Genomic DNA, 14,014 nt, shown 5'->3' with positions numbered 1-14,014 from the left:
AAACAGTAAGCAGTGAGCAGTAAACAGGAAAGGCAGTCTTTATCTGCTAACTGCTTACCGCTTACTGCTTACTTGGGGTCATTTTCGGATGAACTCCCATGAACCGAGGGTTCACAAAGGGGCATGAAAATCAGCGGGACAGGAATGTCCCGCCTATCCTCGTAGAAATGGATAGGCGGGGTTTTCTTACCCCGCCGGAGGAGATTTTCGGATGAATAAGGATGCAGATATTATAATATTCTTTAATTTTGATATGAATTTTTGATTTTTGATTTTTAATTTATAAGGATTTTCGGATGAATATGCAAAATGAAACCCTCCAGATTATACCCCTCGGCGGATTAGGGGAAATCGGTCTCAATATGACCGTGTATCAGTTCGGCAATGACATTATTGTTGTTGATGCGGGGCTGATGTTTCCTGAAGAGGAGATGTTAGGGGTTGATATTGTCATCCCTGACATTACCTATTTGCTGAATAATAAGGAAAACGTACGCGCCTTAATTATTACGCATGGTCATGAAGACCATATCGGCGCCATCCCTTATTTTTTACGGGAAATTAACGTCCCGATTTACGGGACACCTCTTACTATTGGCCTGATCTCAGAAAAACTCAAGGAACATAACCTTAATAAAAGCACCACCCTCATCCCTGTAAAACCAAGGGATATTTTTCAACTTGGTGTGTTTTCAATAGAGTGCATACGAATAACACACAGCATTGTTGATGGCATAGCCTTCGGTATTACTACACCATTGGGAAGAATTATACATACAGGGGATTTTAAGATTGATCAAACTCCAGTAGATGGAGAGCTTATGGACCTGCACCGCTTCGGAGATTATGGTGATTTGGGTACACTTGCCCTGTTGTCTGACAGTACAAATGTTGAAAGAGAAGGATATTCCCTGTCGGAAAGAGAAGTGAGCAGTGCATTTGATGAAATATTCTCTAATACCAAAGGCAGGATCATAATAGCAACATTTGCATCAAACATACACCGGATACAACAGGTAATAGATATTGCATCTAAGCATAACAGAAAGGTTATCCTGAACGGAAAAAGTATAATCAATAACTCAAGAATAGCCTTAGACCTCGGCTATATGAGATACCCGCCGGATGTCACAGCCTTTCTGGACGAACTGCCTGAACTCCCTGATGACAAGGTTGTTATAGTAACAACAGGTTCTCAGGGAGAACCGATGTCATCCCTGTCAAGGATGGCAATGGATGATCATAAACAGATAAAGATAAAAGAGGGTGATACGGTTATGCTCTCTTCAAGGTTCATCCCCGGCAATGAGCGCGCCATAGGCAGAGTTATTAATCACTTGTTCAGGCGCGGGGCAAATGTGTATTACGAACAGGTGTCGGACATACACGTATCCGGCCACGCATGCAGGGAAGAACTGAAGATGATGATTAACCTCGTCCGGCCCAAATACTTTATCCCTATTCATGGTGAATACAGACATCTCGTGTATCACGCAAGGCTTGCTGAGGGGCTGAACGTACCAAAGGAAAATATCCTCTTACTTGAGAACGGTTATATAGCCCGGTTTACTGAAGACGGGGGCAGTATAGGAGGAAAGGTCAGCTCAGGAAGGGTTTTTGTTGATGGAAAGGGGATCGGGGACGTCGGCAGTATAGTCCTCAGAGACCGCCAGCATCTTGGAATGGATGGGGCAATCATCATACTTATAGGAATGGAGAAAAGCACATCCAAGGTAATAGTTGGGCCTGAAATCATCCAGAAGGGTTTTGTGTATGAAGAAGAGTGCCCGGAGATAATTGATGAATTAAAGAGATTAGTCCTCGCACTGTTAGATGAGATGGAGGATGAGCAGAAACAGGAATGGATAATAGTAAAAGAACGGGTTACAAGTACATTGAAGAGGTATATAAAGAAAAAAATAGAGAGAAGGCCGATGATTATACCAATAATTATTGAAGTGTGAGATTAGATGAAAAATCGCAATTTAAACAGAGATAACAAAAAAAAAACCTCTGAGAAAAAGAACTGGGTTGAAGAGATAAAGGGGATTATTTATCTTGCCTTTTCCCTCCTACTGTTTGTAAGCCTTGTCTCTTATAGTCCTGATGACCCGTCTCTTAATTCCGTATCCACAAGCACTGACATTATAAATATGACAGGCATCATGGGTGCATACATTTCGGATTTATTCTTTTCTTTCTTTGGAGGGGCATCCTACATATTTCCCATTGCAATATTGATAAACGGGTGGAGAAAATTACGAGGCGGGGAAGCGACATATAGTAAGGTGCGTTATATCGGCTTTTTCATGCTTCTACTCTCATTACCGGCTTTTCTTCATATAAATTTCAACCGTATCTCCTTATCAGTAAAAGGAAGCATCCCGGCAGGCGGGTTGGTCGGTGACATTATATCATCACTTCTTGTCGGCTGTTGTGCAACCTTCGGCACTTATGTAATAACCTTCACAACAGTGGTAATTGCCGCTGTAATGGCAACCGGTTTATCACCTGTAAGGGTTTTCCGTACTGCATTTAATGGAGCGGGATTTCCCCTGTCTAAGATTCGTGAAATATTTTCCAGAAGGTCACAGGGAAAGGCGGAATCAATTAATGATGAAACTGAATCCTTTGAGGACATTACTCCAAATGAAGAACCGGAGGAACTAATCAATGAAATTCCTAAACAGGATTATACAGACAGGCCCAGAATAGTTGAAAAGAACCCTTTACTAAACGACAAGATAACATTGTTACAGGAACAGTTTGAATTCATAAACAGTTCTTCAGACAAAAACTACAAGCTTCCATCTATTTCGCTTCTTAATGACCCGCCCCAATCAGCAGGCAGGGTTAATAAAGAAGACCTTATTTTGAATTCCAACAAACTTGAAGCCAAGTTCCTTGATTTGGGTGTACAGGGTCAGATAGTTGAGGTTCATCCGGGTCCGGTTATAACAATGTATGAGTTTGAACCTGCACCAGGGGTAAAACTCTCAAAGATAGTAAACCTGTCTGATGACCTTGCCCTTGCAATGAAATGCGGAAGCGTAAGAATCGTCGCGCCCCTGCACGGGAGATCAACCGTCGGTATAGAAATACCAAACCATGTAAGAGAAGACGTGTATCTTAAAGAGATACTCGCATCTGAACCATTCAGGACAGCAAATTCAAAACTGACTATGGCACTTGGAAAAGACATCTCCGGGAGTCCGGTTGCTGCTGACCTTACAAAAATGCCTCATCTTCTGGTTGCGGGTACTACCGGTTCAGGCAAGAGCGTTGCCCTTAACAGCATGATCTCAAGCCTCCTGTTTATATCCACCCCTGCCGACCTGAAGATGGTAATGATAGACCCGAAGATTTTAGAGCTTTCTATATTTGAAGGCATCCCGCATCTGCTTACACCTGTCATCACACAGCCAAAAGAGGCGGCGTGGGTATTACAGAAACTTGTTGAGGAGATGCAGAGAAGATACCGTTTACTTGCTGATAGGGGGGTAAGGAATATTGGAAGTTACAATAAGGCAGTAGATGGCGAAGGTACACTTCCCTATATTGTTGTGATAATTGATGAGCTTGCAGACCTGATGATGACTGCCCAGCGTGAGGTTGAGGATTCCATTGCAAGGCTTGCCCAGATGGCAAGGGCAGCGGGCATTCACCTTATTGTGGCAACACAGCGTCCCTCAGTTGACGTGCTGACAGGGATTATAAAGGCAAATTTTCCAACACGCATGTCATTTAAGGTCTCATCAAAAACAGACTCCCGCACCATTCTTGATGCAAACGGGGCAGAGGCACTTTTGGACAAAGGAGATATGCTGTTCCTGCCCCCTGGAACATCCAAGATTGCAAGGATACACGGCTCATATATATCAGACACAGAGTTAAATACACTGGTTGATTATCTCAAGACCCAGGGAAGCCCTGATTATAGTTACAAGTTTGAGGAATATCCTGATGAGTCAGTTAGTGATGCTGAAAAAGATGAGTTCTATCAGCAGGCGATTGACCTTGTACTCTCTTCCGGTCAGGCCTCGATATCACTTATACAAAGAAGACTCCGCATCGGATTCAACCGTGCGGCACGACTTGTAGAGATGATGGAAGAGGACGGCTTTGTAGGGCCTGCAACAGGCGGGAAACCGAGGGAAGTGTTGAGGAGAAAGGATGTTTGAGAAGGTTGAAGTTAGAAGCAAGATGTTAGAAGTAAGAAGTCAGAAGCAAGAAGCAAGAAGCAAGAAGTTAGAAGTAAGAAAAACCTTGCTGATAGCTGCTATATTTAGCCTTCTTATTGTTATAAGCCTTATATCTGAGATAGCTTATGCAGAAGAATATCAGCAAGGCAATAATGCCACTTCTATCCACTCTCAATCAACAACTGAAATTCCCTCCCCCTTGAGGGGGGAGGGTCAGGGTGGGGGTGAGCAAAGGCCCCTTTCGAACGAAGTAATAAGCAAACTTCAATCAACCTATAGTAGTATAAAAGACTTTACTATCAGTTTTACTCAACGCAGTTCCATTAAGGGATTCGGTGAAAAGGTATTTGAAGGGAAGCTTTATATCAAAAAACCTAAGATGATACGATGGGACTATTCAAGACCGGCAAAACAGAATATCTATATCAACGGCAAAACAGCCATCTTATACATCCCTGACCAGAAACAGGCAATTAAGCAGGACTTATCAAGGAATCCTGATGCTGAACCGGCACTTGGCCTATTATCAAATATAGAAAAGTGGCAGGATATATTCACAATAAACGTTGCACCCTCTCCCGCCGTGGGAGAGGGTGCAACGTTTATTCCCCCTCCCTTGCCGGGAGGGGGGAAGGGGGAGGGTGACAGAATCAGGATGGTACTAACCCCCAAAAACATGGCTACAGTTGAAAAGGTGCTGGTTGAGATTGATAAGGAATCTTATTTAATAAACAAACTTACTATATTTGAAAAGGCCGGCAATAAGGTATCGTTTAATTTCTCCAATATCAAAACCAATAACAACCTGAAGGATAAATTGTTTGACTTTACGATCCCAAAAGGGGTTGAGGTGCTTGAATACTAATAAACAGGAGGAAATAATATGGCCACTGAAAATTCATTTGATATTGTTTCAAAGATAGACATGCAGGAGGCAAGGAATGCGGTTGACCAGGCTTTAAAGGAGGTCGGACAGAGGTTTGATTTCAAAGGGAGTAAGAGTGAGATAAAACTTGATGAATCGGCAAATGAAATCATTATCAGCTCTGATGATGAATATAAATTAACAAGCCTCAACGACATACTACAGACAAAACTAATAAAACGCGGCATTTCCCCAAAGGCATTGACCTATGGGAAGGTCGAACACGGCCTCGGCGGCACAGCCAAACAGAAGATAAGCCTACAGCAGGGTATCCCATCCGACAAGGCAAAAGAAATAGTAAAGACTATAAAAGAGACAAAGATCAAAGTCCAGAGTCAGATACAAGGCGACCAGGTGCGCGTAACAGGAAAAAACCGGGACGACCTCCAGTCAATAATAAAACTCCTCCGGGACAAGGATTTTGGGATAGACATGCAGTTTACAAATTACAGATAGTTAAGGGTCTGTCATGAAATAACCTATACATTTATGCATCTCATCTTCCGGCCAACTTTGTGTGATCCTCAATCGCAACCCCTCAGCGTAGATTCAACTACGCCTTCGGGTTTGCTCAATCGGTCGCACTCAAACCTGACCGAAATCTGAGCGCCTAAATGCACAACTTATTTCATGACAGACCCTAAGCAATAGAATATCCGGCACTCCTCACAAACCTAAAGGAAACTCCGGCTAAACAAAATGGAAGATACCCTTTATCGTATGTAAGTATCTGGATATCCAGTCTTGATGCGGGTACACATTAAAAATCCACACTTTGAGGAAAACGGAAGAATGTATCAAACAACGGATGTACTTAGTAACATTGATGAATTGTTTTGTGCTGAACAAGAAGCAGAATATCAACAAGAAAAACTTATACCCTTTTTTTATAACCTTGATAGAAAGATAAAGCTTTTTCATGGTGATTCACTGACTATTCTAAAAAAAGCTCCTGATAATTGTATTGATATGATTTTTGCAGACCCCCCTTATTTTGGCAATCAATCAGGGTTGATTATAAAACGCAACGACGGACACGCAGATACTTTTGACACCAAGAAAGCTACATGGGCGTATTCTAAATCAATTTCTTATCAATTTGAGTTTCATTATACATGGCTCAAAGAGGCACAGCGTATTCTTAAAAAAGGTGCAACCATTTGGATCACAGGAACATATCATAGTATTGGGATTATTAATGTTGTGCTGCAAGATTTAGGTTTTAAGATACTTAATGATATAATCCTCCACAAGAGAAACGCCCCGCCAAATTTATGGGTTCGTGTTTTAGGGCTGTTACTGAGACTATGCTTTGGGCAAAGAAAGATGCAACGGGCAAAACAAAATTTAATTATAAGGCGATGAAAGAATTGAATGGCGGAGTCCAGATGAAAAATATCTGGGAATATCGGGCTGAGAAAAATCCTTTTCGCCATCCTGCTACAAAACAACCAATTGTTTTAGAAAATGCAATTTTAGCTGGAAGTAACGAAGGGGACTTAATTCTTGACCCATTTGCCGGTTCTGGAACTACAGGATTTGTCGCAAAAGGGCTTGGTAGAATATGTGTAATGATTGAAATAGATTCAGATTATTGCCAACTTATTAAAGACCGCATCGAGGGGAAATATGGGGAATTCAGAAGAAAGACAGAAGCTAAAGTGGGAGTTTAGAAGTCAACTTCTAAGGCATGTTGATTTGTTCAATGCTGCTGTTTCTACAGGTGAAGGCGATTGGGTTGTCAAAGGATTTATAGATATTGCGAAGAATATTTACACCATATCTGTTGACACCAAAGTAGTTTCCAAAATAATGGAACTACTTCTTTTCCCCAAAATTTGCCAATTTGCTCAAGAGACTGGCTATAAGATGGTTCTTTGCAAGGAACAGAATTTTTATCCTGACATCTCATTTATAGACAGCAATAACAATAAATATGCGATTAATATTAAAAGTACATACAGAAAGAATGGGAAAGAAGTAAACGGAATGACTTTGGGGGCATTTACCGGATATTTCCGTGATAGAAAAAGCAAAAAGAACATTACATTCCCATATGATGAATATATTGGGCATTATGTGCTTGGTGTTATCTACTCAAGAACAGATAAAGATTTAGATGAGAGAACTATTTACAAATTAGAAGATTTGCAAAATATTACCTCTGTCATAAAGGACTTTACATTCTTTGTTCAGGAAAAATATAAGATTGCACTTGACCGCCCTGGAAGTGGAAACACGAAAAATATAGGCTCTGTCATTAAAATTGATGAATTGATAAATGGAAAAGGGCCATTTACTTCACTCGGGGAAGATATCTTTAATGATTACTGGATGTATTATCTTACGAAAGATATGGCAAAGGCTGTTGATCTTAAAGGTGCTCCATACAAGAATCTAAGAGAATACAAAGATTACAAAAAATTAAAGAAATAAAATGAGAAGAAACACGTCTTTAACAAATCTACAGATGGTCTTAATAGAAGATGATCCTGCATTTCCATCAACACGATTTCAGGGAAGTAAACTAAAAATAGTTGATTGGATTTGGGAGGCTATTAAGGATTTAAAATTTCATTCAGCTCTTGATGCCTTTGGCGGTACTGGGAGTGTAGGTTATAAGCTGAAGGAAAAGGGCAAGAAGGTTACATATAACGATATCTTAAAATTTAACTGGTATATTGGACTTGCGCTAATCGAAAACTACAAAGTTAAACTAACAGACCGTGATATTGATTTCCTTCTCAGAAAGCATATTGACGTTAAATATCCAACTTTTGTATTTGATACCTTTAAGGATATTTACTTTACTGATGACGAGAACAGATGGATTGATATGGTTGTAACAAACATAACTCTTCTTGATGATTTTTATAAAAAGTCTCTTGCCTTTTTTGCCCTTTTCCAGGCATGTATTATCAAGAGACCGTTTAATCTTTTTCATAGAAAAAATCTTTACCTGAGATTTTCTGAGGTAGAAAGAAATTTTGGTAATAAGACTACGTGGGATACCACTTTTGTGGCTCATTTCAGGAAGTTTATCTATGAGGCTAACCAAGCAGTTTTCTCAAATGGCCAACAAAACAAATCACTTAATTCAAATGTTTTTGAGGTTGAAGGTGAATTTGATCTTGTATACATTGACACCCCTTATGTTTCAAAAACCGGCGTAGGCGTTGATTACTTCAGCTTTTATCATTTTCTGGAGGGATTGATGGATTATACTAAATGGGCTGAAAAGATAGATTACAGGACGAAACATAAAAAATTAAAAGGAAATGGTTCTGTCTGGACCGATAAAAATAATATCCATTCTGCCTTTGATCAACTGTTTAATAAATTTCAAAATAGTATAATAGTTGTTTCTTACAGGGCAGATGGCATTCCATCTATTGACGAACTTATGACTTTGCTTAGGAAATACAAGCAAAATGTTTCTGAACTAAAACGGGAAAATTATAAATATGTTTTAAGCACCAATCATTCTGAAGAAGTTCTGTTGATTGGGAAATGATATAGCTTCCTACCTCAACAACCTCTATTCATCAACAATAGCCTTTTATCATCATCAGCACTGCCTATTTCTTCAATAACAGTATCGGATATAAATATTTCATATTCACCCTCTTTAATCTTATTAAAAAATGTACTGGTTATCTCTTTCTTCTCAGGCGCATTATCAGCATAATAAAAATTCCATACAGATGTTTCTATATATAGCTGTGGCTTCTTCATAGAATACGGCTCCCCCGTCAAGGGGGAGGGAATATTATTTACCCACTCAATCTGAGAAAGAACCAAATTTACAAAAGAATTTGCGAATGACTTTTGCGGAAATAACGGTTCAATTAGCTGGACCAAACTCGTTAAGTTCAATTCTGCGGCTCAAAAATAAAGGAGCCGTGAGGTATGAGCTGCCTCAGCCTTGCTGTCTTTACAACCAAGCACCCTCAGCCTGAAACCGCAGCAGAGCTTAACACCCTTCTCCCATCTTTTCTGGACTTGGCGTTTAGGAGGAGTTGTTCTAAAAAAAAGGGGGGCTGATGATGTTTGAACTATTATACTCCCTGTGCTATAACTTGAGCAGGATCAGGAATTTATCTATTCAGCATTTATTCAGTGAGAACTTATTATGGAACTAAATGAACAGGAAATTTTAAGGAAGATTCATGAGGCGGAGCAGAGGGCTATTGAGAAGATTGAAGAGGCGGAAAAGGATGTTCAACGGCTGATTACAAAGACAGAAGAGGATATTGCCTCCCAATTAAAAGAGAAGGAAGCGGCCCTTGTTAGTGAAATATCAAAGATAAGAGAAGAAGGTTTTAAAGAGATAGAAGAAGAGGCATCAAAGATTATTGCAGAGGCAAAGTCTCAGGCTGACCGCATTAAGGCTGAGTCTACGACGAGAGTAGAGGCGGCTGTAAAAAAGATTTTGTCATACCTGCTTCCTAAGTAGTTTGGCTTTTCCCCCTCCCCTTAATCCCCTCCCGCGAGGGGAGGGGAGAATATTCTTTACCGGAGTTATTTTCATGATTCTTAAAATGTCCAGCATCTCCATCATAGGCCCTCAGAAAATCCTGCCGGATGTTATGGCTTATATATATGAAGCCGGTGTCCTGCATATTGCTTCCCCGAATGAAGATGTTACAGATACCCCTTATGTAAGAAAATTGACCATGACCTTAGAGCAGAGGAGTGAGATGGTTGAGCTTGAAAGGGTGCTTGGTATTGGAGGACGAACGATTAATGCACTTAAAAAAGGGCGAATTCGACAGGGGGAGGTGGAAGGTATAAAAAATCAGATTGGTATAGCTGAGGCAAAGGCTATTATAGAGGAGATAAGCAGTTCAGCAGATAATTTTAGTCGTGAGATCAAGGAAATAGAACAACAGCTTTCACTCTATACAAGGTATGAGAAGATACTTACATCATTATCTCCGCTTATGGATATGCTGCCTGATAGTCCCTTCAGGGATTATACCGGTATAACCCTGTATAAAAGAGAGTCTCCCCTGCCTGTTCTTGAGCAGGCTATCCGGCAGATTACAGGCGGCAGATATGAGCTTTTCAGAAAAGATATTGATGAAGAGACAATGGCCTGTGTGATAGTATATCCAAAGGAATTCGGACTGGAGATTAAAAGGCTCTTTCAGGCGGAAAACATAAGTGAGATAAGGATGCCCTCGGATCTGGCGGATATGCCTCTAATGGATGCACTCAGGACTATCCTGAGTAAAAAGACTGAATTTCCTGCAAGGCTGATGGAGCTTGAGGATGCCCTTAACATATTGGCCTCAGAACGCTATGAGGAACTTATTATCTGCACTCATGTTATTGAAGAGAGATTAAGGCAGGCTGAGGTCATTACTGACCTTTTTGGTACATACAATACATTTTACCTGTGCGGGTGGGTTCCTGAGAATATTGTCCATACATTTTCAGACAACATCAAAAACAGATTTCATAACATGGTTGTTGTCAGTGAGTTGACTCCACGCCATGCTGAAATGGAGAAGGCCCCTGTCTTACTCAGTAATCCCCCTTTTGTCAGGCCGTTTGAGGTGCTGACACGATTTCTTTCTTTACCTGAATATGGGACTTTTGATCCCACCCCCCTTATGGCAGTCTTCTTCCCTGTCTTTTTCGGATTTATCCTCGGCGATACAGGATACGGTATTATACTTTTCCTTTTATCTCTCTTCGCACGTTTGAGATGGAAGCGGCATGAGACTGTAAGAGATATGGGTAATATATTTATGATTAGTTCATTGTGTGCAATAATCTTCGGGGTAGTATTCGGCGAGCTGTTTGGAGACCTTGGAAGGTATGTAGGAATGTCTCACTATATTGACCGCTCAAATGCACTGATTCCGCTTATCATATTCTCTGTTATTATCGGCGGGCTGCATATATCACTGGGACTGATTATAGGTGTCTTCATATCGCTTAAAAGGAGAGAGAGAAAGGAGGCCATGATACGGGTCTTCAAATTACTATTTGTCTTCTCCGTATTTGGAGCGGCCGCATCCGGTTATGGTGTTTTGCCCCAATGGTTCTTTCAGGTTGCGATAATTTTCGCAGTCAGTATTATTGCAGCACTCGTTTTATTTGAGAATTGGATCGCACCGTTTGATGCATTAAAGTTGATTGTCAATATCCTCTCATATATAAGGATTATGGGATTCGGTGCTGCATCTGTTTACCTTGCCTCTATTGCCAACAAACTGAGTGCAATGCCGCACAGCATTATTATAGGCATTATCATAGGGGTTTTCTTTCATCTGATAAATTTAGCAGTAGGTATATATGCACCGGCAATCCAGACTTTAAGGCTCCATTATGTGGAATTTTTCGATAAATTTTTCTATCCCGGCGGGATAGAGTATAAACCCCTCGGCAGAGGGAGAAAGGTGGTGATATGATGGACCTCGGATTAATGGCGATAGGCGCCGGTTTGGCGATTGGTCTTACTGCAATAGCAACTGCCATTGCACAGGCAAAGATAGGTGCAGCAGGCATCGGGGCATTGATAGAAAAGCCTGAACTGATCGGAAGGATATTGATACTCCTCGTTATCCCTGAGACACTGGTGATACTCGGGTTTGTTACAGCAGTGATTATACTCTCAACAGGCCGGTGAAGATATGTCTTACGATATTCTCATTGATTACATTCTGAAGGAGGGTGATAAGAGGAGGGATGAACTCCTGTCAGAGGCAGGTCAAAAGGCCGCTGTCATGCTTGCAGAACTTGACATCAAGATAGCGGGCCGCAGGGAAGATGCTATAAGAAATATAAAAAAGGAGCTTGAAGGATACAGGATTAAGGAATTAAATAAGGCACGGTTTCAGGCGAAGTCATTTGCAGCTTCGGCTCAGGGAGAGGTAATAGAGGAGGTATTTAAAGAGGCTGCATTTGTATTTCAATCTATTGCAGAAGGGCCATCATATCCTTCAATACTGAAGAGCTTCCTCATTGAAGGATTGCAGGCCATTGAAGGGGAGGTACACGTCAAAACAAACAGCAGGGATTGTCACATCATAAAAGATATTCTAAAGGATATAGCCCTTACAGCCCTTGCAAATTGTGAGGTTATATCAATAAACTCAGATGACAGTATAATAGGTGGCGTAGAGATATTGTCTCAGGATAAATGCGTAACAGTAATTAATACCCTCTGGAGCAGGTTTGATAAGGTTAAAGAAGATTTAATGCCTGATATGAGGGAGATACTGTTTGGAGGTATTGAGGTGTGGTGAAATGCAGACAATATTCCTCCCCTTTAGAAGGGGAGGCTAGGTGGGGTATTTTTAATAATAGCAATGCCTGATTATGCCTATATCAATGCTCGGATACGCTCAATGGAAGGGGAACTGCTCAGTCAGGAACAGATCAGTGAGCTGTTATCCTTTCGTGAGTTGTCATCAGCCGCTTCATTTATAAAAAAAACAGTCTATTCTATTTCCTTTTTTGAAGGTGCTGAGGGTTCCGAAGGTTCAATGGCCAATACTACAGATACTGCCATCAGGGCTTCACTCTCCGCTTCCATGCAGAAAATCCTTTCAATGTTTAAAGGGGATGAGAATAGCCTGATACAGATACTTTTATCGAAGTGGGATGTATTCAATATCAAAACCCTGTTGAGGGGAAAACTGAATCATGCGGTATCGGATGAGGTATTATCTGCAACAATCCCTGCCGGTAGTCTTGATGAGAATATGCTGAAGGAGGTGTATAAACAGCCGTCCATACAGGCGATGCTCGATATGCTTTTTACAATAGGTTATAGCTATGTGTCATCTGTTATTAAGATAAAAAATCTGTATCAGGGGAATCTGTTAAAAGCAGAGGTGGAGATGGAGAAAGCCTTTTTTAAAGACATGCTGAAGAGAATAAATTCCTCCGGGGAAAAGGGAACAGACAGGGGTATTGTGGAGGATACTATCCGGCTATTCATTGACAGATATAACCTGATTGCCGCAGCCAGGATGGCAAACGGAGGCATACAGACAGACGAGGCCATCGGATATTATATAGAAGGCGGTGAGATGGTCACGTTGGAAATATTCAGGAAAATCATTAAGGCGAGAGATGTCACTGAGTGCATGGTAATGATTGAAAATGCTGTCTGGAAGACACACTTTGAGAGATACTCTGCGCAATCACGAATAACAAACCCTGTCCTGCTTGTTGAAAGGTGGATGGATCACGAAGTCCTGAACCGTGCCTTAAGACTGCACCGGTCCGACCCGCTCAATATAGGTCTCGTGATAAGTTACATCCTGAGAAAGACCAATGAGGTAATAAACCTGCGGACAATACTAAGGGGCATCCTATATAATCTCCCGCAGGGGGAGATAGAGGGGCTTTTGATTATTGTATAGGTATAAGAAGGCACGAATAGGTGTGATAACAGAATACATTTTCTGTTTCCTTTTGATGGGTTGTTTGAAAAATAATTATTCGCAGGGGAGATTATGAAGGGGCGAAATGAAAAAGGTTTATCTGTATGGGTAAAATTTATAAAGACAAGAAATCAAAAGTGGTCTTCGCGTAATCGAGTGGGTAAAAAACATGTGAAAATGACCAGAAAGTGGCTTGAGATAAGGATTAGATGATATTGTATAGATATAAGAAATCCGGCATGATTATGGAATGTCAAAATAGCGGCAATTATTGGGTGCATACAGGTTCCTCGGATTTTATCTATGAGCCTGAAACAAGGGAATTGGAGTTAAATAATATTCCCTCCCCCGTCAAGGGGGAGGGAACCTATATTGACCGCAACTACTTTGTTATTCCATAATTATGACGGATTTCTTATGCCTGCATAATATCATCACTACCTTATTTCAAGCCACCTCATGGTTGTTTTCCTATAATTTTT

The 14,014-nt window shown here is 40.8% G+C and carries 14 protein-coding genes; 13 read left to right on the top strand and 1 reads right to left on the bottom strand.

The features are described from left to right. Positions 1-296: 296 nt before the first annotated feature. From HZA08_12985 to HZA08_12950, 8 genes are all read left to right on the top strand, one after another. Entirely contained in the window at positions 297-1,964 is a 1,668-nt protein-coding gene (locus HZA08_12985; GenBank protein ID MBI5194338.1) for a ribonuclease J, read from the top strand. Between the two features lie 6 nt (positions 1,965-1,970). After that, entirely contained in the window at positions 1,971-4,181 is a 2,211-nt protein-coding gene (locus HZA08_12980) for a DNA translocase FtsK (GenBank protein ID MBI5194337.1), read from the top strand. Beyond that, positions 4,174-5,067 carry an outer membrane lipoprotein carrier protein LolA gene (locus HZA08_12975; GenBank protein MBI5194336.1) on the top strand — a complete coding sequence of 298 codons (894 nt, stop codon included), beginning with the start codon at positions 4,174-4,176 and terminating at the stop codon, positions 5,065-5,067. The genes HZA08_12980 and HZA08_12975 overlap by 8 nt, the downstream gene beginning before the upstream one ends. 18 nt (positions 5,068-5,085) lie before the next feature. Continuing rightward, positions 5,086-5,583: a YajQ family cyclic di-GMP-binding protein gene (locus tag HZA08_12970; GenBank protein ID MBI5194335.1), complete on the top strand. Its 498-nt coding sequence runs from the start codon at positions 5,086-5,088 to the stop codon at positions 5,581-5,583. Between the two features lie 291 nt (positions 5,584-5,874). Further along, on the top strand, positions 5,875-6,492 hold the full coding sequence (locus tag HZA08_12965; protein ID MBI5194334.1) for a site-specific DNA-methyltransferase: 618 nt from the start codon (positions 5,875-5,877) through the stop codon (positions 6,490-6,492). Beyond that, positions 6,435-6,800, top strand: a complete 366-nt coding sequence (locus HZA08_12960; GenBank protein ID MBI5194333.1) for a site-specific DNA-methyltransferase — start codon at positions 6,435-6,437, stop codon at positions 6,798-6,800. The genes HZA08_12965 and HZA08_12960 overlap by 58 nt, the downstream gene beginning before the upstream one ends. Beyond that, on the top strand, positions 6,757-7,563 hold the full coding sequence (locus HZA08_12955; GenBank protein MBI5194332.1) for an EcoRV family type II restriction endonuclease: 807 nt from the start codon (positions 6,757-6,759) through the stop codon (positions 7,561-7,563). The genes HZA08_12960 and HZA08_12955 overlap by 44 nt, the downstream gene beginning before the upstream one ends. Before the next feature lies 1 nt (position 7,564). Further along, positions 7,565-8,641 (top strand): DNA adenine methylase, encoded by a 1,077-nt coding sequence (locus HZA08_12950; GenBank protein MBI5194331.1) that lies wholly within the window; start codon positions 7,565-7,567, stop codon positions 8,639-8,641. 14 nt (positions 8,642-8,655) lie between these two features. Here HZA08_12950 and HZA08_12945 read toward each other — a convergent pair whose 3' ends face one another. Next, positions 8,656-8,862 (bottom strand): hypothetical protein, encoded by a 207-nt coding sequence (locus tag HZA08_12945; GenBank protein MBI5194330.1) that lies wholly within the window; start codon positions 8,860-8,862, stop codon positions 8,656-8,658. A gap of 397 nt (positions 8,863-9,259) precedes the next feature. Here HZA08_12945 and HZA08_12940 point away from each other — a divergent pair, with 397 nt between their 5' ends. The 5 genes from HZA08_12940 to HZA08_12920 all read left to right on the top strand — a co-directional run bounded on the left by HZA08_12940 (position 9,260) and on the right by HZA08_12920 (position 13,511). Continuing rightward, the gene (locus HZA08_12940) at positions 9,260-9,583 is read left to right on the top strand and encodes a hypothetical protein (protein MBI5194329.1); all 324 of its coding nucleotides are present in this window, start codon (positions 9,260-9,262) and stop codon (positions 9,581-9,583) included. Between the two features lie 73 nt (positions 9,584-9,656). Continuing rightward, the gene (locus tag HZA08_12935) at positions 9,657-11,549 is read left to right on the top strand and encodes a hypothetical protein (protein MBI5194328.1); all 1,893 of its coding nucleotides are present in this window, start codon (positions 9,657-9,659) and stop codon (positions 11,547-11,549) included. After that, the gene (locus HZA08_12930) at positions 11,549-11,767 is read left to right on the top strand and encodes an ATPase (protein MBI5194327.1); all 219 of its coding nucleotides are present in this window, start codon (positions 11,549-11,551) and stop codon (positions 11,765-11,767) included. Before HZA08_12935 ends, HZA08_12930 begins: the two co-directional genes overlap by 1 nt. A 4-nt stretch (positions 11,768-11,771) precedes the next feature. Then, positions 11,772-12,386: a hypothetical protein gene (locus HZA08_12925; GenBank protein ID MBI5194326.1), complete on the top strand. Its 615-nt coding sequence runs from the start codon at positions 11,772-11,774 to the stop codon at positions 12,384-12,386. A gap of 63 nt (positions 12,387-12,449) precedes the next feature. Then, complete coding sequence (locus tag HZA08_12920; protein ID MBI5194325.1) at positions 12,450-13,511, top strand: V-type ATPase subunit; 1,062 nt, start codon at positions 12,450-12,452, stop codon at positions 13,509-13,511. Positions 13,512-14,014 lie beyond the last annotated feature (503 nt).

The organism is Nitrospirota bacterium (genome assembly GCA_016212215.1).
In the GTDB taxonomy this organism is placed as follows: Bacteria; Nitrospirota; 9FT-COMBO-42-15; order HDB-SIOI813; family HDB-SIOI813; genus JACRGV01.
Note: the sequence above shows the minus strand (reverse complement) of the source record. Positions and strands in the feature narration are given on the sequence as shown.